General features: G+C 74.5%; 16 protein-coding genes. 6 read left to right on the top strand and 10 right to left on the bottom strand.

All coding sequences use genetic code 11. The features are described from left to right. The first annotated feature begins 64 nt into the window (after positions 1-64). Both lipA and ACI8AP_RS09275 read left to right on the top strand, forming a co-directional pair. Positions 65-1,051, top strand: a complete 987-nt coding sequence (gene lipA, locus ACI8AP_RS09280; protein ID WP_456589053.1) for a lipoyl synthase — start codon at positions 65-67, stop codon at positions 1,049-1,051. An 83-nt stretch (positions 1,052-1,134) separates the two neighbouring features. Continuing rightward, entirely contained in the window at positions 1,135-1,971 is an 837-nt protein-coding gene (locus ACI8AP_RS09275; protein ID WP_456589052.1) for a DUF4191 domain-containing protein, read from the top strand. Positions 1,972-1,993: 22 nt separating this feature from the next. Here ACI8AP_RS09275 and ACI8AP_RS09270 read toward each other — a convergent pair whose 3' ends face one another. Both ACI8AP_RS09270 and ACI8AP_RS09265 read right to left on the bottom strand, forming a co-directional pair. Next, positions 1,994-2,527, bottom strand: coding sequence for a GNAT family N-acetyltransferase (locus ACI8AP_RS09270; RefSeq protein ID WP_456589051.1), 534 nt, complete (start codon positions 2,525-2,527; stop codon positions 1,994-1,996). Between the two features lie 49 nt (positions 2,528-2,576). Next, positions 2,577-2,996 carry an RDD family protein gene (locus tag ACI8AP_RS09265; RefSeq protein WP_456589050.1) on the bottom strand — a complete coding sequence of 140 codons (420 nt, stop codon included), beginning with the start codon at positions 2,994-2,996 and terminating at the stop codon, positions 2,577-2,579. Between the two features lie 189 nt (positions 2,997-3,185). Here ACI8AP_RS09265 and glnA point away from each other — a divergent pair, with 189 nt between their 5' ends. Next, positions 3,186-4,619: a type I glutamate--ammonia ligase gene (gene glnA / locus ACI8AP_RS09260; RefSeq protein ID WP_456589049.1), complete on the top strand. Its 1,434-nt coding sequence runs from the start codon at positions 3,186-3,188 to the stop codon at positions 4,617-4,619. 68 nt (positions 4,620-4,687) lie between these two features. Here glnA and ACI8AP_RS09255 read toward each other — a convergent pair whose 3' ends face one another. Beyond that, entirely contained in the window at positions 4,688-4,813 is a 126-nt protein-coding gene (locus tag ACI8AP_RS09255) for a hypothetical protein (RefSeq protein WP_456589048.1), read from the bottom strand. 245 nt (positions 4,814-5,058) lie between these two features. Between ACI8AP_RS09255 and ACI8AP_RS09250 the strand changes: the two genes are divergently transcribed. Then, on the top strand, positions 5,059-7,131 hold the full coding sequence (locus tag ACI8AP_RS09250) for a cutinase family protein (RefSeq protein ID WP_456589047.1): 2,073 nt from the start codon (positions 5,059-5,061) through the stop codon (positions 7,129-7,131). 30 nt (positions 7,132-7,161) lie between these two features. Here ACI8AP_RS09250 and ACI8AP_RS09245 read toward each other — a convergent pair whose 3' ends face one another. Together ACI8AP_RS09245 and ACI8AP_RS09240 are read right to left on the bottom strand one after the other, a co-directional pair. After that, entirely contained in the window at positions 7,162-7,374 is a 213-nt protein-coding gene (locus tag ACI8AP_RS09245; RefSeq protein ID WP_456589046.1) for a hypothetical protein, read from the bottom strand. Positions 7,375-7,408: 34 nt separating this feature from the next. After that, the gene (locus ACI8AP_RS09240; RefSeq protein ID WP_456589045.1) at positions 7,409-8,251 is read right to left on the bottom strand and encodes an SDR family NAD(P)-dependent oxidoreductase; all 843 of its coding nucleotides are present in this window, start codon (positions 8,249-8,251) and stop codon (positions 7,409-7,411) included. Positions 8,252-8,326: 75 nt separating this feature from the next. Between ACI8AP_RS09240 and ACI8AP_RS09235 the strand changes: the two genes are divergently transcribed. Beyond that, complete coding sequence (locus ACI8AP_RS09235; RefSeq protein WP_456589044.1) at positions 8,327-9,340, top strand: iron-containing redox enzyme family protein; 1,014 nt, start codon at positions 8,327-8,329, stop codon at positions 9,338-9,340. A 13-nt stretch (positions 9,341-9,353) separates the two neighbouring features. On the opposite strand, the gene ACI8AP_RS09230 is transcribed toward ACI8AP_RS09235, so the two are convergent. Beyond that, the gene (locus ACI8AP_RS09230; protein WP_456589043.1) at positions 9,354-10,268 is read right to left on the bottom strand and encodes a bile acid:sodium symporter family protein; all 915 of its coding nucleotides are present in this window, start codon (positions 10,266-10,268) and stop codon (positions 9,354-9,356) included. Between the two features lie 241 nt (positions 10,269-10,509). Between ACI8AP_RS09230 and ACI8AP_RS09225 the strand changes: the two genes are divergently transcribed. Beyond that, positions 10,510-12,057, top strand: coding sequence for a methyl-accepting chemotaxis protein (locus ACI8AP_RS09225; protein ID WP_456589042.1), 1,548 nt, complete (start codon positions 10,510-10,512; stop codon positions 12,055-12,057). A gap of 18 nt (positions 12,058-12,075) precedes the next feature. On the opposite strand, the gene ACI8AP_RS09220 is transcribed toward ACI8AP_RS09225, so the two are convergent. The 4 genes from ACI8AP_RS09220 to ACI8AP_RS09205 form a co-directional block, all read right to left on the bottom strand. After that, positions 12,076-12,396, bottom strand: a complete 321-nt coding sequence (locus ACI8AP_RS09220; RefSeq protein ID WP_456589041.1) for a CDGSH iron-sulfur domain-containing protein — start codon at positions 12,394-12,396, stop codon at positions 12,076-12,078. A gap of 51 nt (positions 12,397-12,447) precedes the next feature. Beyond that, entirely contained in the window at positions 12,448-14,028 is a 1,581-nt protein-coding gene (locus ACI8AP_RS09215; RefSeq protein ID WP_456589040.1) for an AMIN-like domain-containing (lipo)protein, read from the bottom strand. Between the two features lie 117 nt (positions 14,029-14,145). After that, entirely contained in the window at positions 14,146-17,250 is a 3,105-nt protein-coding gene (locus tag ACI8AP_RS09210) for a bifunctional [glutamine synthetase] adenylyltransferase/[glutamine synthetase]-adenylyl-L-tyrosine phosphorylase (RefSeq protein ID WP_456589039.1), read from the bottom strand. Next, positions 17,247-17,987: a type 1 glutamine amidotransferase gene (locus ACI8AP_RS09205; protein ID WP_456589038.1), complete on the bottom strand. Its 741-nt coding sequence runs from the start codon at positions 17,985-17,987 to the stop codon at positions 17,247-17,249. The genes ACI8AP_RS09210 and ACI8AP_RS09205 overlap by 4 nt, the downstream gene beginning before the upstream one ends. Between the last annotated feature and the right edge of the window lie 38 nt (positions 17,988-18,025).

Here is an 18,025-nt window from a genome sequence, read left to right as displayed (position 1 = left end):
CGCCGCAGCCCCCGCCGCCTCGCGCGACGGGGGCTGCGGCGTCTTCGCGAGTACCGTGGGGATCATGAGCGAGGCACCGCCGAGGATCCCGGAACCGACCACCGCCCAGGACTCCCGGATCGAGCCCGCCGGCCGGAAGCTGCTGCGCCTCGAGGTGCGCAACAGCCAGGTCCCGATCGAGCGCAAGCCCGAGTGGATCAAGACCCGGCTCAAGACCGGGCCCGAGTACACCGAGCTGAAGTCGCTGGTCCGCCGCGAGGGCCTGCACACGGTCTGCGAGGAGGCCGGCTGCCCCAACATCTACGAGTGCTGGGAGGACCGGGAGGCGACGTTCCTCATCGGTGGGGACCAGTGCACCCGGCGGTGCGACTTCTGCCAGATCGACACCGGCAAGCCGGCCGAGTTCGACGCCGACGAGCCGCGCCGGGTGGCCGAGAGCGTGGCGACCATGGGTCTGAAGTACGCCACGGTCACCGGCGTCGCCCGCGACGACCTGCCCGACGGCGGCGCGTGGCTGTACGCCGAGACGGTGCGGCAGATCCACGCCGCGCTGCCCGGCTGCGGTGTCGAGCTGCTGATCCCGGACTTCAACGCCGACCCCGACCAGCTCGCCGAGGTGTTCTCCTCCCGGCCGGAGGTGCTCGCGCACAACGTGGAGACGGTGCCGCGGATCTTCAAGCGCATCCGCCCGGGCTTCCGCTTCGAGCGCTCGCTGGCGGTCATCACCGCGGCGCGCGAGGCCGGGCTGGTCACCAAGTCCAACCTCATCCTCGGCATGGGCGAGGAGCCGCACGAGGTGGTGGAGACGATGCAGGCGCTGCACGACGCCGGGTGCGACCTGCTCACCATCACCCAGTACCTGCGCCCCTCGCCCCGGCACCACCCCGTCGTCCGGTGGGTCAAGCCCGACGAGTTCGTGCAGTTCCAGAAGGACGCCGAGGAGATCGGCTTCCCGGGTGTCCTGGCCGGGCCACTGGTGCGCAGCTCCTACCGCGCCGGGCGGCTCTACCAGCAGGCGGTCGAGGCGCGGGGGCTCACCCCCCGGGGCTGACCCCGGGTGCGGCCCTGCTGCAGGGTCCCGACGCGAGCGTGCGAGCGTCGGGGGCAGGAGGGTCCTTCTTCTATCCTGGGGTCATGGCACGCAGCAGGTCCTCTGACCCCACCGCCCCGGGCGGCAGCGCCGGGCGCACCCCGAAGGACGGTGGCCGGAGCTCGGGTGCCTCGGCCGCCGGCTCGGGCAAGGCGGGCAAGGCCCCCAAGCTCGACAAGAACGGCCGGCCGAAGGTCGGCCGCCTCAAGAAGGTGCGCAGCCAGGTCGGCATGCTCAAGCAGGCCTACACCCTGACGCGGCGCAACGACCCGAAGCTGCCGTGGATCATGCTGATCTGGTTCGTCGCGGTCGCGGCAGTGATCGAGCTGATCGGCATCCTGCTGAGCGCGCCGTTCCTGTTCATCCCGCTGGCGCTGCTCTTCGGTGGCCTGGCGGCGCTCATCGTCTTCGGCCGTCGCGCCCAGCGCTCGGCCTACACCCAGGTCGAGGGCCAGCCGGGTGCGGCCGCCTGGGTGCTGGAGGGCATGCGCGGCGACTGGCGGGTCACCTCCGGGGTCGCCGGCACCCCGCAGATGGACGCGGTGCACCGGGTGCTCGGCCGGCCGGGGATCGTGCTCGTCGGCGAGGGCTCCCCGAGCCGGGTGCGCGGCCTGATCGCGCAGGAGAAGAAGAAGATCGCCCGCGTCGTCGGTGACACGCCGATCTACGACGTCACCATCGGCGACGACGAGGGACAGGTGCCGCTGAAGAAGCTCAGCACCCACGTGATGAAGCTGCCGCGCAACCTCAGCGCGGCCGAGGTCAACGCCCTGGGCCGGCGGATGAGCGCGCTGGGCGGGCCGCGGATGCCGGTTCCCGGTGGCCCGCTCCCGGGCGGCCGCCAGATGTCGATCAGCCAGCGCCAGGTCCGCCGCCGCTGACGGCCTCCCTGCAGGGAGGCCGTCAGAGCCGGTCGAACGGCGCGGCGTAGCGGAACGTGCCCCGCAGCCGCGGGCCGTCGAGGTGCCTGGCCTGGAAGTGCGCGCCCCACCGGGGATCGGGCGCGGTGACCCCGAGGTCGGCGGCCGGGGCGAACCCGAACCGCCGGTAGTAGTCCGGTGAGCCGAGCAGCGCGACGAGCCGCTCGCCGGCCGCCTCGGCCACGGCCAGGAGGGCGTGCACCAGCACGGTGCCGACCCCGCGGCCCTGCCGGGCGGGGTGCACGCCGAGTGGGCCGAGCCCGAGCACCGAGGTGCCGAAAGGCTCCAGCCATCCCCGGGTCGCGATCACGTGGCCGAGCACGTCGTCCCCGTCCACGGCGACGAGGGACAGGTGCGGCAGGAAGCCCGGATCGTTCCGGAGCGCGTCGACCAGCCGCGCCTCGGGGACGTCGTCCGCGGCGCGGACGGCGCCCGCGGCGGGGTCGGTGGCGAAGGCCGAGCGGTGCAGCGCACCCACGGCGGCGTGGTCGGTGGGGCGTTCGCGGCGGACGATCACCGGCGCAGTGTGCTGTCCGCCGGCGCTACCGGTCCACCGGGTTACGGGTTCAGTCGAGCACGACGGCCGTGCCGGTGAGCCGGTCGTGCAGGCCGCGGCCGTCGGCGTCGACCAGCAGGGCCGGCACGAGGAGCATCAGCAGAGCGGTGCGGACCACGGCCCGCCACGGCGCGAGCCGCGCGCCGGGCGTCGGGTGGGCCAGCCGCATGCCGAGCACCCGGTGCCCCGGGGTCTGGCCGAAGAGCACCAGGGTGACGACGGTCAGGACGCCGAAGACCAGCAGGCTCCAGTTGCCCGGGCCCTCGGGGGCGGTGAACGCCCAGGCGATCAGCGCCGAGGCGACGGCGTCGACGAGGTAGCCGCCGACCCGCCGGGTGAAGGGCGCCAGCGAGCCGGGTCCGCTGGACGGCAACCCCAGGGAGGCGCCGCGGGCGGGGGCCTGAGAGGGTTGTCCGGCATCACTGACCATGACCGCCAGCGTAATGACCGGACCCCCCGCCCCCCGGCGCTCGCACGCCCGCAGCGGGACCGCGCAGGGAGCCGCGTGACCCGCGACACGCCCAGGGCGTTGTTACCGCCACGAAACACTCGGGACACCGCGGGGCAACTCCCGGCTCATAACCTGTCGCCCGGCAGTCCGCCCACACCCGGAGGATCGATGTTCACCAGTCCCGACGAGGTCGCCGCCTACATCCGCGACAACGACGTCGAGTTCGTCGACGTCCGCTTCTGCGACCTGCCCGGCGTCATGCAGCACTTCACCATCCCGGCATCGACGTTCGGTGAGGACACGTTCAGCGAGGGCCTCGGCTTCGACGGCTCCTCGATCCGCGGGTTCCAGGCGATCAACGAGTCGGACATGCTGCTGCTGCCCGACGCCAACAGCGCGTTCGTGGACCCGTTCCGCAAGCACAAGACGCTGAACGTCAACTTCTTCATCCACGACCCGATCACGCGTGAGGCCTACAGCCGCGACCCGCGGAACGTGGCGAAGAAGGCCGAGGCCTACCTCGCCGCCAGCGGCATCGCCGACACCGCGTACTTCGGCCCCGAGGCGGAGTTCTACGTCTTCGACTCCGTGCGGTACGACACCTCGATCAACGAGGGGTACTACCACATCGACTCGGAGGAGGGCTCCTGGCGAACCGGGGCCCGCACCGAGCTCGACGGCAGCCCCAACCGCGGCTACAAGGCCCGCCCCAAGGGCGGCTACTTCCCGGTCGAGCCCTACGACCAGCAGAGCGACCTGCGCGCCGACATCATGCGGAACCTCATCGGTGTCGGGCTCGAGCTCGAGCGCGGGCACCACGAGGTGGGCACCGGCGGGCAGGCGGAGATCAACTACAAGTTCGACACGCTGCTGCGGTCGGCCGACAGCCTGATGCTCTTCAAGTACGTCGTGAAGAACACCGCCTGGGCCGCCGGCAAGACCGCCACCTTCATGCCCAAGCCGCTGTTCGGTGACAACGGCTCGGGCATGCACTGCCACCAGAGCCTCTGGAAGGACGGGCAGCCGCTCTTCCACGCCGAGACCGGCTACGCCGGGCTGTCCGACACCGCCCGCCACTACATCGGTGGCCTGCTGGCCCACGCCCCGTCGCTGCTGGCCTTCACCAACCCGACGGTGAACAGCTACCACCGCCTGGTCCCCGGCTACGAGGCCCCGATCAACCTGGTCTACTCGGCCCGCAACCGCTCGGCCTGCTGCCGCATCCCGATCTCGGGCGACAACCCCAAGGCCAAGCGCATCGAGTTCCGCGTGCCCGACCCGTCGGCCAACCCCTACCTCGCCTTCTCGGCGATGCTCATGGCCGGCCTCGACGGCATCAAGAACAAGATCGAGCCGCCGGCTCCGGTGGACAAGGACCTCTACGAGCTGCCGCCCGAGGAGGCCCTGGGCATCGACAAGGTGCCCGCGTCCCTGGACGCCGTCCTCGACCGGCTCGAGGTCGACCACGAGTACCTCATCGACGGCGGCGTCTTCACGCCCGACCTGATCGAGACGTGGATCGAGTACAAGCGGGAGAACGAGATCGACCCGATCCGCCTCCGCCCGCACCCGCACGAGTTCGCGATGTACTACGACATCTGATCTCGCCTGCTGACGCCGCGGCCCCCGACCTCCTCCAGGTCGGGGGCCGCGGTGCGTGATGCCGACGGTCAGAGGCGGTCGGTGACGAAGCGGGCCAGCGACCAGGCCCCGATCAGCATCAGCGCCAGCGCCAGCGCCCAGGGCACCAGCAGTGAGCCATCGACGGGATCGGTACGGATCGACTCCAGGCGCACGTCGCCACGGCATACGGCGCACGGCCGCACAGCGCACCTGCTTTCCCCTGTGCTCCCCGGAGGACTGCGACGAACGCTCAGCCCTGGCGTGAGCGGGCCGCGGTGCGTCCGGACCTCGAGGAGCCGGGCGCGGGAGCGTAGCCGACGTCCGCGCCGTGGCGTAGCGTCCGGAACCCTCAGGCGGATGCGCATCCGGCGACGGGCTCCCGCCGTCGGCGCCCATCCCGATCACGGGGGGTCGTGTCGTGGGACGTGCACGTCGGAGCGCGCTGACGATCGGCAGCGTCCTCGCGCTGCTCACCTCCTCCGTCGCCGTGACCCTGGCGGCCGGTGCGGCCGACGACGACTGCCCGGACGTGGCGATCGTGGGCGCCCGGGGATCGACGGAGCCGATCACCACGGCCAACCGCGGGATGGGAACGAACGCCGACTACTTCGCCGACGGGCTCGAGCGCGAGCTCAGGGCCAGGCACGGCAGCGGGCTGGTGGTCGAGAACGTCGCGGTCACCCACTCCCCCACGTCGGTCACCGTCCTGACGCCGACGAGGGCCGAGCTGACCCAGCTGGCGGACCCGGCGCGGCGGCCGGCGGCGATGGAGCGCTACACGACCGAACGCCTGGGGACCTACACGCACAGCGTCGACCAGGGCGTCGGCTCCGCCGTCGACCAGATGGTCGCGCTGCACACCCGGTGCCCGGGCGCGGGCTTCGTCCTGGCCGGGTACTCGCAGGGCGCCATGGTGGTGCACCAGGCGCTGGCCCGGCTCGCGGACGACGGCCGGGCGGGGCTGCTGTCCCGCATCACCGCCAGCGTCCTCGTCGCCGACGGGGACCGGGTGGGCCAGACCGCCGCCACCCGCCGCGGCACCGCGCCCGCCACCGCGCAGGGGGTCCGCACGGCCCTGCAGCCGGGCGCACGGGACGTCGTGACGACGTCCCCGGTCTTCGACCTCTGCCTCGCCCGGGACGTCGCCTGCGACTTCGACGCGGCGCGCCTCCTGCACCAGGGCGTCTCCCCGTCCCTCGCGGCGCTCAAGCAGGCGTCGCAGATCCACACCGGGACCGGCTACCGCCCACTGATGCTGCAGGCGGCCAGGGAGATCGCCGCGTCGTTCACCCCGGCGCCGTCGCCCACCCCCACCACCTCCCCGGCGCCGAGCACGACGACCCCCGCGCCCACCTCCTCGGCCCCGACCACCACGACGCCGACCAGCACGACCGCACCCACGACCACCACTGCACCGACCACCACGACCGCACCCACCACCACGCCGCCTCCCTCGGGCGGCACGGAAGGGCTCGACGCCTTCCGCGCGGCCCGTACCGACAGCGCCGCGGGGCGCGGCCCGCTCGACGTGGTCGTGGTCGGTGACTCGGTGACCGAGGGCCGCGACGTGGGCAAGGGCAACCGCTGGGTCGATCACCTGCTCGGGCTCCTGCGGGCCCGCCACCAGCCGCCCGGCGTCGCCGGCGGCGAGGGCTACGTCCCTGCCTACTACGCCGCCGCCGGCATGGTGGACCGGTTCACCTTCGGCGGCACGTCCACGCTGGGCTCCCAGTACGGCTTCGGCATGCGGGCGAACCACATGCCCTCCGGCGCGGGCAACTCGATGACCACCACCTTCACCGGCACCTCGTTCGAGCTGCACTACGCGAGCAGCCTCAACACCGGGACGATCACCGTCTCCGTCGACGGCACGGCAGGCATCCCGGTCACGACCACCGGCGGTGGCTACACCCCGAGCGACGGCGGCAGCTGGACCTCGCCCCCGCTGCCCCCGGGCCCGCACACGGTCACCCTGACCAACACCAGCGGCCGCACCGTGCTGATCGAGGGCATCAGCGTGTACGACGGGGACGAGGCCGCCGGTGTCCGCGTGTGGGAGGCCGGCCACTCCGGCTGGCAGGCCGAGGACTACGCCAACCTGCCCACCGCGCCGCAGCACGGCCAGGCGGTCGCCGCGGCCGCGCCGCACCTGGTCGTGGTGGCGCTCGGCTACAACGACGTCGTCGCCGGGTTCACCGCCGCCCAGTTCCGCGACTACCTCACCGCGACCATCGGGCACCTCCGCGGACCGGACGTCGGTCCCGACCCGTCGGTCCTGATCGTCGGGTACCCGCGGCGCACCGACGTCTCCGTCGCCGCCTGGGACGCCTACCTCCAGGCCATGGCGGACGTGGCGGCCGACCAGGGGTACGCGTTCGCCGACCTGTCCGCGCTGCCGGACTTCGGCATGTCGGGCGACGGTGTGCACCCGACCCCGACCGGGCACCGCCAGATCGCCGAGGCGCTCGACCGCTTCCTCGCCGCCGCCTGACCCAGCGCCGGCAGCAACGGCCGGCCGGGCTCAGGTCCGCATCGAACCGGCGTCCTCCGGTGCGGTGCCGGTGAGCACCCCGACCGCCGCCTCCGCCAGGCCGTAGACCACCAGGGCGACCGCGACGAGCGCCGCGGGCGGCACGACCACCGGCGCCGCGAGCAGCGAGATACCGAGTACGGCCGGCGCGCTGCGCCACCACCCCTGTCCCCGGACCGGGTCGGCGAAGGCGGCCCACCGCACGGCGCACCACATCAGCCAGCGGCGGGTTGCCGCGTCACACCCGGCGGCGCACCGCCCGCTCCGCGGCCGCCCGGATGTGGCCGGCGTTGGCCGACAGCGCCCGGTCCAGCAGGCGGTCCACCGGGGGGAGCTCCCCCAACCGCGCCAGCCCCGACCAGCGAGGGACCGAGATCGTCCGCGCCCGGGGCGAGGTCAGGCACTCGGCCACCCGGTCGGCCACCCGCTCGGGGGCGATGCCACGGGACAGCCGCCCGCGCGCGTCGGCGTCCGACGCCGGGGCGTGACCGTGGCCGCGTGCCAGCCACTCGGTCGACACGAAGAACGGGTTCACCGTGTGCACGCGGACGCCCCGGGCCGCGACCTCCCGCCGCAGCCCCGACGAGAAGCCCTGCACCCCGGCCTTCGTCGCCGAGTACACGGTCAGGGGAGGCACCTGCGACCAGGCGGCGACCGAGGAGACCGTCACGACGTCGGCCCGGCCCCGCTCGGCGGCCGACCGCAGGAGGTGGGGCAGCGCCAGCCGGGTCAGCTCGACGACCGCGACCAGGTTGGTGGCGACCACGCCGGCGACCACCTCCCCCGGCATGTCCTCCAGCAGGCCGGCCCAGCCGAGGCCCGCGTTGTGGACGACCGCGTCCAGCCGGCCGTGCTCGGCCAGCACCCGGTCGACCAGCTCGGCCCGGGCCGCCGCGTCGGCGACGTCGGCCTCCGTGGCGGTGACCCCGGGCACCCCGGTCACCGCCGCCCGCAGCCGCTCACCGTCCCGGGCGCAGGTCGCCACCCGCGCACCGTCCGCGGCCAGCCGGGCGACGGTGGCACGACCGATGCCGGCGCTGCCGCCGGTGACGAGGACGACGCGCTCAGCCGAGGTGGTCATGCCCCTGTCCTACCCGCGGGGGACATCACATCCGCCGGCGCATCGAACCGACGTTCGTTGGGCATGCTCACGATCATGCGCCTGCCCGAGCCCCGGGGCCCCCTCAGCGACGCCCTCGCGCGCGACCTCGCCACCCGCGCCGACCTGTCGGCCGCGACGCGGGAGTGCGCCCAGCGCCTGGAGCCCCACCGCTCCGGGGCCCTCCTCGACGACGACCTGCAGCTCGCCCTCGCGATCTGCTACGAGCTCCACTACCGCGGGTTCGACGGGGTGTCGGAGGACTGGGAGTGGGACCCGGAGCTGCTCCGGCTGCGCACCGGGCTGGAACGGCGGCACCTCGCCGCGCTGCGCGGGCTGGTGGGCGAGGTGGCGGTCACCGGTGAGCCGATCGACCGGCAGCTGACCGCCCTGATCGCGGCGGACGACGGTCCGTCGCTGTCGGCCTACATGGCCAAGCGGGGCACGCTGGAGCAGTGGCGGGAGTACCTCGTCCTCCGGTCGGTCTACCACCTCAAGGAGGCCGACCCGCACACGTTCGCCATCCCCCGGCTGAGCGGGCGCACCAAGGCCGCCATGGTCGAGATCCAGGCCGACGAGTACGGCGGCGGCTCGGCGGAGCGGATGCACAGCGAGCTGTTCGCCGGGCTGATGCGCGACCTGGGGCTCGACGCCGGCTACGGGGCGCTGTGGGACGAGGCGCCTGCCGTGGCGTTCGCCTCGGTCAACACCATGTCGCTGTTCGGGCTGCACCGCCGCTGGCGCGGAGCCGCCCTGGGACACCTGGCGACCGTGGAGATGACCTCCTCCGAGCCCAGCCGGCGGTACTCGGCCGGGCTGCGCCGGCTGGGGTTCGACGAGCGGACCACCGTCTTCTACGACGAGCACGTGGAGGCCGACGCCGTGCACGAGCAGATCGCCTCCGTGGACATGTGCGGCTCACTGGTCGCCGCGGAACCGGAGCTGGCCCCCGACGTGCTGTTCGGGGCGGCCAGCTCGCTGGCCATGGACGGGCTGGCCGCCCACCACCTGCTGGGCGCGTGGGAGGCCGGCCAGTCGGGCCTGTTCCGGCGCCCGGCGCTGGCGGCCTGACCGTTCGACCGCCCTACCGCGACGGGCCGGTCACCTCACCGACTCCCGCGGTGTCGGCCCGGCCCGGAGCGGTGGCGCGGTTCCGGGTGATCACCCAGCCGAACGCCGCGGCGACGGGGAACATCAGCACGCCGTAGACCGCGGCCGGCACGGCCAGCTCGACGCTGCCGAGCACGCTGACGGCCACCGCGATCGCCAGGGTGCTGTTGTGCACGCCGATCTCGAAGGAGCTGGCGATCGACTGCGCCCGGGCGATGCCGAACAGGCGCGGCACGGCGAACCCGATCGCGAGACTGCAGAGGCAGAACAGCAGCGCCGGGAGCCCGACGTCGCGCAGGTAGCCCCCGATGTTCTCCCGCTCGGCGACCATGGTGCCGACGATGACCAGCGCGAGGACCACCGCCGACAGGGCGCGCACCGGCTTGTCCGAGCGGTCGGCGAAGGCGGGGGCCGACCGGCGCACGAGCATGCCGAGGGCCACGGGGACCAGCACGATCGCGAAGACCTGCAGCGTCTTGCCGAACTGCAGGCCCAGGCTGCCGCCGGCGGCCGGCTCGAAGTAGCCGATCGCCAGGTTGGTGACCACCGGCAGCGTGACGACGGCGATCACCGAGTTCAGCGCGGTGAGGCTGATGTTCAGTGCGACGTCGCCCCGGTAGAGGTGGCTGAACAGGTTCGCCGTGGTGCCCCCGGGCGAGGCCGCGAGCAGCAGCATGCCGACCGCCAGCAGCGGGGGGAGGTCGAAGAGGAGCACCAAGCCGAAACAGAGCACCGGCAGCGCCAGCAGCTGCAGGCCCAGGGCGATCACGACCGCCTTCGGCTGCCGGGCGATGCGGGTGAAGTCGCCGGGGGTGAGCGAGAGCCCGAGCCCGAACATGACGACGGCCAGCGCCAGGGGCAGCGCGACGGCGGTGAGCGCGGAATCCATGGGTCCTCCGTTCGGGCACCGGCCGGGGAGCCCGCCGGGCAGGACGTTGCGCGCATCCTGTGCGATGCGGGTCACATCGAGCAACCGGCCCCGCCGCAGGCCACCCCTCCGTGTCGCGGGCCCGGCCGTTCCGTTCCCGGCCCGTCTCGGGTACGGCTCAACAACCGTGGTTGCAGGCCGAAACCTCGTGCGCGATCAGACCGCTCCCCACCGGGCGCGGCGCGGACCACGGGAGGGTGCCATGCGCAGGCGGGAGACGCGTCGGACGCCGGAGCAGGCGGAGCAACCGCGCGACGTCGAGGCCCTGGAGCGCGTCATCGCGTCGCTGGAGGGCGACGTGACCGGTGAGCTGGACGCCCACCGGCGGATCATGCGCACGCTCGTGGAGGCGCTCGGGCTGAGCTACGGCGCCGCCTGGCTGCCCGACGGGCAGGGCAACTACGTCCTCCGGGTCACCGAGGGCACGGCCGCCGCGGCCATGGCCGCCGGATGGCCCACCGGCGAGGCGATGGTGGCGGGCGCGGGCTACGGCGGCGAGGCCCTGCGCCGGCGGACGCCGGTGCTCATGGATGCGGGCACGGCCACCGGCACCTGCCTGCGGTGGGCCACCGCCCACGCGGCCGGCGCACGTCAGGGCTGCTTCCTCCCCGTCGTCGAGGGCAACCGGGTGACCGCGGTCCTCGAGTACTACAGCGAGCGCGAGCTGCCGTTCTTCGGCGGGCGGGCCGAGAAGTGGCAGGCTCTGGGCCGGCTGATCGCCCACGCCCGGCGCAGCGCGCTGACCGCCGCCACGCTCCGCGAGACCCTGGACGACCGGGAGGCGGTGACCACCGTCGTCGCCCGGGTGGGCGAGGCACACGACGAGGCGACCGCCCTGCGGGTGGCGCTCGAGACGGTCCGGACCGCCTTCGGCTGGGCCTACGGCTCGTTCTGGGCGCTCGACGAGGAGCAACGCGTGCTGCGGTTCTCCGTCGAGTCCGGCTCGGCCGGGGACGAGTTCCGCCAGGTCACCCTGGCCGCCAGCTTCGCCGAGGGCGTCGGCCTGTCCGGGCGCGCCTGGCGCTCCCGTGACCTGGTCTTCGTCCCCGACCTCGCGGAGGTGACCGACTGCGTGCGCGCACCCGCCGCGCAGCGGGCCGGGGTGCGCTCCGGCGTCTGCTTCCCGATCCTCTGCGACGGGCGCGTCGTGGGCACGATGGACTTCTTCGTCACCGAGACCATCGACCTGTCCGAGTCACGCGCCGCGGCGCTGCGCAACGTGCAGCAGCTGGTCTCCCAGCGCCTGGACATCCTGCGCCGCGCGGAGGCCGACCGGGCCAACTCCCGGGAGCTGCTGGAGACGGTCTCCCGGCTCCGCGAGGCCGGCGACGACGCCGGGCGGGTGGCGGAGAGCGCGGTCGCCGAGGCCTCGTCGATGACCACGCAGGTGCAGGCGCTGGCCAGCGCGTCGGCCGCCGTCGGCGACGTCATCCGGATCATCTCGGCGATCGCCGACCAGACCAACCTGCTGGCCCTCAACGCGACCATCGAGGCGGCCCGCGCCGGGGAGTCCGGCAAGGGGTTCGCCGTGGTGGCCAACGAGGTCAAGGAGCTCGCCCGGGAGACGGCTCAGGCGACCAGCCGGGTGTCCGAGCAGGTCGCCGGCATCCAGGCGGGCACGGAATCCGTGACCTCCGGCATCAGCGCGACGAGCGCCGTCATCGGGCAGCTCGACGCCGTCCAGGCCCGGATCGCGCAGATCCTGGAGGAGCAGGTCCGGATGGCCCGGGCGTTCGAGTCCGCGCGCTGAGCCGGGACGGGCGACGGGTCAGGTCTCCCGGCGCCCGTCCCGGAGGATCCGCGCGGCCGGTCGCGGCCTGCTCGGCCCGCTCGGCGCGGAGAAGCCGGAGCGCTTGTGGGACCCGTCGCAGAACGGCTTGATGCCGGACTTCCCGCAGCGGCAGAGCGCGATGGTGTCGCGTCCGGGATCGATCTCGGCGCCGTCCTGGTCCAGCAACCGGAAGTTGCCGCGCACGATCAGCGGCCCGTCGCGGTAGGGCGTGATCGTGGCGCCGTCGGCCGGTCCACCGCCGGGGTCCGTGCCGGCGATGTCCTCGGGGGGTTCGGGCTCGGCCGACGGTGACGACACGCCTCCAGCATGCCCTGCCGGCTCCCGGGTACACGGCGCCGGTCCAACGGATCAGGGCTCGGTGAGCTCCAACGTCTCGACCATGCGGTCCAGGACCCGGACGTTGCGCGCGTAGTCGAACTGCGGCAGGCCCACCGTGTTGACCACCAGGGTGCGCGGGCCGTCCTCCCCCTCGCCGAGGTCGACGACGTAGCTGGTGGTCCGCACCCCTTCGGGCCAGAGGCCCTCACCCGAGGAGACCCGCTCGACCCGCACGGCGGTCCGGCCGCCGACGGTGGTGTCGGTCCGGCTCAGCTCCTCCGCGCCCGCGGGGTTGGCGACCCGGTCGAACGGTGCCGGCTCGACCGAGGCGGTCACCGCGCCCACCCGGGCGTCGGTGCCGGGCGGCACGGTGAACGGGTCGGGCGCGAACCGCGTGCACGCGGGGACCGTGTCCCCCGGGTTCACCGCCCACGACTCCGGATACGACAGGGCGAACCCGGCGAGGCTCTCGCAGCGCTGCGACAGCGCGACCGGGGCGGCCGGCTCCTCCGCGAGGATGTCGACCACGATCCGCTGCGGCGAGTTCAGCAGTCCGACCGCGAACGGCCGTTCCCGGTCCACCCCGGCGAAGAAGGTGTAGTGGCCCTCGAAGAGGGTGTCCTCGACCAGGGTGTCCAGCACGGTCGCCCCGGCGATCGCCTGCTGGTCGGGCCCCTCCCAGGGCTGCACGCCCTCGGGGGCGTCGAACGGCAGCGCGATGTTGGTCAGCGTGATGCCGAGGACTGCGTCGCCGGGCACCTCGACCGGGGCTCCGGACCCCTGGGCACGCGGCTCGTCGGTGTAGCCGACCCGCCAGCCGGCCTCGCCCTCACCGGCCAGCTCGAACACGATCCGGTCGAACCCCTCGTGGGCGCCGAGCCGCACGTCGGTGAGTGCGACGAGCGGCGCGTCGCCGGCAGCGATGGACTCAACGGTGTCGCCGTCGCCGACCGGCTGCAGGGTGCCCGGTTCCTCGTCCGACGGGTGGCGGACGTCGACCACCAGGCGCGGCGGGTCCGCGAGGGTGGCCACGCCGAACGACACGCGCTCCTGCAGGCCGACCGTCCAGGCCATGTTCGCCTCGAAGTCCCCGGTCTGGACCACCTCCGTGACCACGGACCCGCCCGTCGGCTCGATGCGCTCGGGGCCCTCGTACACCTGCTCGGGGCGCTCGCCGGACAGGTCGACCGTGCTGGCCGGGCTGGTGCGCAGCTCCAGGAAGGCGTTCCCCTCGATCTCCACCGGGCGCCCCGAGGCGTCCTGCGTCACCGGTGGCTCGACGTAGGACACCCGGTAGCTGGGCACCCGGTCGCCTTCGAACTCCAGGACCACCCGGTCGAAGCCGTCGTGCTCGGCGGCCCGGACATCGGCCAGGTGGGCGACCGGCCGGTCGGCATCGGGGAAACCACCACCCTGCACCGCGGCGGTACCCGGGTCGCCGACCGGTTCGACGGCCTGATCGTCGCTCAGCGCCGTCGTGGTCGGCGACGCCGTCGGCGAAGCGGTCGCGGCGGCGTCGCCGTCCGAGCTGCCGCCGTCCGAGCTGCCGCCGTCCGCGGTGCAGGCCGTGAGGAGCAGAGCCGCGCAGACTCCGGCGGGGAGGAAGCGCATCGCAGATCCTGCCTTGATCTCGGCGTCAGGTCACCTCTGTCCCCTTGCCGCCGCGCCCGGCGGTGAACCTCCGCCGTCCCGATGCAACCTGATCGTCATGTACCGCCGGGGCTCCGGTCAGGGCACCGGACCGGACTGCGGCTGACCGTAGAAGACCTGCTCGACCACGGCCCGGGCGTGCCGGGTGGTGCGGCGGTAGTCGTCGAGGAACCGGCCCGGGTCGTCGTCCGCGCCGTACCCGCACGCCCGGGCGACGCCGCCCAGCTCCAGCCCCGGCCTCGGCAGCTGGTCGCTGGGCCGCCCGCGCACCAGGAAGATCGCGTTGCGCGCCCGGGTGGCCAGCTCCCACGCCGCGGTGAGCGCCTCGGCCTGCTCCGCCGGCAGCAGCCCTTCCTCGGCGAGCGCGGTCAGCGCCCCCGGGGTGGAGGCCACCCGGAGCGCCGGCCTCGCGGCGGCGTGCTGCAGCTGGAGCAGCTGGACGGTCCACTCGACGTCGGCCAGCCCGCCGCGGCCGAGCTTGGTGTGGGTGGCGGGGTCGGCCCCCCGGGGCAGCCGCTCCCGCTCCACCCGCGCCTTGATGCGCCGGATCTCGGCGACCTGCTCGCCGGACAACCCGTCGGCGGGGTACCGGACGGGGTCGACCAGCGCGACGAACTCCGCGCCCAGGGCTTCGTCGCCGGCCACCGGGACGGCGCGCAGCAGCGCCTGCACCTCCCACACCGACACCCAGCGCTGGTAGTACTCGCGGAAGGCGGGGAGGCTGCGCACCAGGGCGCCCTGCCGCCCCTCGGGCCGCAGGTCGGCGTCGACCTCGAACGCGGGGTCCGGTGCCGGCTCACCGAGCAGCCGCCGCAGGGTGTGGGCCACGGCGTTCGCCGCGGCCGAGGCCCTGGCCTCGTCCGCTCCCGGCCGGGGCCGGTGGACGAACAGCACGTCGGCGTCGGAGCCGTAGCCGAGCTCCCCACCGCCCAGGCGCCCCATGCCGATCACGGCGAGGTCCATCGGCAGGTCGGCGACGTCGATGCGCGACTCGAGGGCGTGCGTCCGCAGCGCGGCGTCGAGCCCGGCCTGCAGCGTGGCGGCGGCGACGTCGGTCAGCGCCTGCCCCACCCGGTGCACGTCGAGCCGGCCGAGCAGGTCCGCCGCCGCGATCCGCAGCAGCTCCTGCCGGCGCAGCCCGCGGATGACCCGAACGCCGGCCTGCGGGTCCGGCGCGCGGCCGGCCGCCTGCCGCCACGCCCGGGCCAGGGTCGCCGCCGAGCGCGGCTCGAGCTCGGCGTCGTCGGCGAGCAGCCGCAGCGCCTCCGGCGTCCGGGTGAGCAGCGAGGCGACGTACTGGCTGGAGCCCAGCAGCTGGGCCAGCCGCTCGGCGACCTGCCCCTCGTCGCGCAGCAGCCGCAGGTACCACTGGTTCCCGCCGAGGGCCTCGCTGACCTGCCGGTAGGCCAGCAGCCCGGCGTCGGGGTTGGGGCAGGAGGCGAACGTCTGCAGCAGCACCGGCAGCAGGTACTTCTGGATCGAGGCCGAGCGGGAGACCCCGCCGGCGAGGGCCGCCAGGTGCCGGAGCGCGCCGTCGGGGTCGGCGAAGCCGAGCGCCCGCAGCCAGTCACCGGCGGCCTTGCTGCCCAGCTGCGCGGCCTCCGACGGCACCTTGGCCACGGCCGACAGCAGCGGCCGGTAGAAGAGCTTCTCGTGCAGGCGCCGCACCTCGCGGGTGTGCAGCGCCAGCTCCGCCCGCAGCACGTCGACGGCGTCGCCGCGGTGGTCGGGCTTGTACCCCATCGAGCGGGCCAGCCAGCGCAGCTGCTGCTCGTCGGTGGGCAGCAGGTGGGTGCGCCGCAGCCGGAGCAGCTGCAGCCGGTGCTCGACGGTGCGCAGGAAGCGGTAGGAGGCGATGAGCGTCGCCGCGTCCTCCCGACCGACGTACCCACCGGCCGACAGCGCCAGGAGCGCCGGCAGGGTCCCGCCCACCCGGAGGTTCGGGTCCGAACGGCCGTGCACCAGCTGCAGCAGCTGGACGGCGAACTCGACGTCGCGCAGCCCGCCGCGGCCGAGCTTGAGCTCCCGCTCGGCCTGCGCCGGCGGGATGTTGGCCTCCACGCGGCGACGCATGGCCTGCACCTGGCCGACGAAGCCGGGCCGGTTGCCGGCCTTCCAGACCAGCGGCCACAGCTCCTCGACGTAGGCGCGGCCCAGGTGGGGGTCGCCGGCCACCGGCCGCATCTTCAGCAGCGCCTGGAACTCCCACGTGTCGGCCCACTGGCCGTAGTAGGCGGCGTGCCCGGCGACGGTGCGCACCAGCGCACCGGCCTTGCCCTCGGGACGCAGCGCGGCGTCGACCTCCCACGCGGCCTCGTGGCAGATGCGCATGAGCGACGCGGCCACCCGGGTGGCGGTGGCCAGCGCCGGGCTCTCCGGGTCGCTCGGGTCGGCGGGCTCGGCCACGAAGACGACGTCGACGTCGCTGACGTAGTTCAGCTCCCGCCCACCGGTCTTGCCCAGCGCGATGACGGCCAGCCGGCAGGCGGCGGCGTCCGCCGGCTGCTCGGCGACGGCGAGCGCCAGGCCGGCGGTGAGCACGGCGGCGGCGATGTCGGCGAGCTCGGCCGCGGCCTCCTCTGCCGGCACGCCGTCGCCGAGGTCCCGCCCGGCCAGGGAGAGGATCGCCCGGCGGTAGGCGTGCCGCAGGGCCGCGATGCGCGACGGGCCGGCGTCCGGGGCTCCCTTCCCCAGCCGCACGCCCCACGGGGGGTCGTCGGGGTCGGCGCCGACGGCGGCCAGCATCTGCTGCTCCAGTGCGTGCGGGGTGGGCCGGCTCGGCCCGTTCCCGTCGTCGAGCACCTCCCAGTCCAGCGGGTAGGCGGCCAGGTGGTCGGCCAGCCCGGCGCTCGCGCCCAGGACGGCCAGCAGACGGGCGCGGAGGGAACCCGACCCCCGCAGCCGCGCCAGCAGCGCGGCCGCTGCATCGCCCGTGTCGTCCTCGGCGTCCAGCGCCTCGATCAGCCGCTGCAGCGACCGCACGGCGAGGTCGGGGTCCCCTGCCCGGGCGAGTGCGGCCACGACCGGCCCGGCCTCCGGGTCGGCGGGCTCGTTGCGCTCGAGGTCCCACAGGCCCAGGGCGGGGTCCGACAGCAGCCGGGCGGCGCGCTCGCCGTCCTCGAAGCCGAACCGGACGAGGCGGACGATCGCGCGCCGCGGGATCTCCACCTGCGGCGCGCTCACGCGCGCACCTGTGCCCTCGCCCGGACCAGCTCGGCGAACCGCTCGGCGAACGGGCGCCACGCCTCGGCCACGTCGTCGTGGGCGGCGGCAGCCCGGGCGCACAGCGTCTCCCGGTCCAGCGGGGAGGCTGCGACGCCGACGGGGTCGCTGCCGGCCCAGGCCCGCACCATCTCCGGCGTCGTCTCGATGTGGAACTGCAGGCCGTAGACGGAGGTCCCCACCCGGTAGGCCTGGTGCGGGTAGTGCGGGTTGCCGGCCAGCAGGGTGGCGCCCCCCGGCAGTTCGGAGATCTCGTCGTGGTGCCACTGGATCACGTCCGGCGAGAGCGGCAGCGGCCCGAACACGGGGTCGGCGTCCGCGGCGTCCCGCTTGGCCACCAGCGTCGCACCGACCTCGGGCCCGTCCACCCCGACCCGGGTCCGGCCGCCGCCCACCTGGGCCAGCAGCTGGGCGCCCAGGCAGATCGCGAGGGTGGGCAGATCGTCCCGCAGCGCCTGCCCGAGCAGTCGTCGCACGCCGACGAGCTCGGGGCTGGTCTCCTCGTCGTCCATCGACGACTGGGGGCCGCCCAGCACGAGCAGCCCGTCGAAGCCCTCGAGGCCGTCCGGCAGCTGCGCGCCGAGGCCGAGCCGGCGCTCGTCGAGCTCCATGCCCGCGTCGCGCAGCCACTCCCCCAGCCGGGCCGGCGGATCGGTCTCGCTCGGGACGACGACGAGCAGGCGGCCGGTGGAGGTCACGCGACCGAGGTTAGTGGCCCGCGCCGTCGGGGCTGACC

The organism is Blastococcus sp. SYSU DS1021 (assembly GCF_054050995.1).
This window is presented reverse-complemented; position numbering and strand designations above follow the sequence as displayed.

Excerpts from the sequence above, each read along its gene's own strand:
- glnA (WP_456589049.1), top strand. The coding sequence starts at position 3,186 with ATGTTCACCAGTCCCGACGAGGTCGCCGCCTACATCCGCGACAACGAC.
- ACI8AP_RS09235 (WP_456589044.1), top strand. The coding sequence starts at position 8,327 with ATGCGCCTGCCCGAGCCCCGGGGCCCCCTCAGCGACGCCCTCGCGCGC.
- ACI8AP_RS09275 (WP_456589052.1), top strand. The coding sequence starts at position 1,135 with ATGGCACGCAGCAGGTCCTCTGACCCCACCGCCCCGGGCGGCAGCGCC.
- ACI8AP_RS09215 (WP_456589040.1), bottom strand. The coding sequence starts at position 14,028 with ATGCGCTTCCTCCCCGCCGGAGTCTGCGCGGCTCTGCTCCTCACGGCC.
- ACI8AP_RS09265 (WP_456589050.1), bottom strand. The coding sequence starts at position 2,996 with ATGGTCAGTGATGCCGGACAACCCTCTCAGGCCCCCGCCCGCGGCGCC.
- ACI8AP_RS09230 (WP_456589043.1), bottom strand. The coding sequence starts at position 10,268 with ATGGATTCCGCGCTCACCGCCGTCGCGCTGCCCCTGGCGCTGGCCGTC.
- ACI8AP_RS09225 (WP_456589042.1), top strand. The coding sequence starts at position 10,510 with ATGCGCAGGCGGGAGACGCGTCGGACGCCGGAGCAGGCGGAGCAACCG.
- lipA (WP_456589053.1), top strand. The coding sequence starts at position 65 with ATGAGCGAGGCACCGCCGAGGATCCCGGAACCGACCACCGCCCAGGAC.
- ACI8AP_RS09240 (WP_456589045.1), bottom strand. The coding sequence starts at position 8,251 with ATGACCACCTCGGCTGAGCGCGTCGTCCTCGTCACCGGCGGCAGCGCC.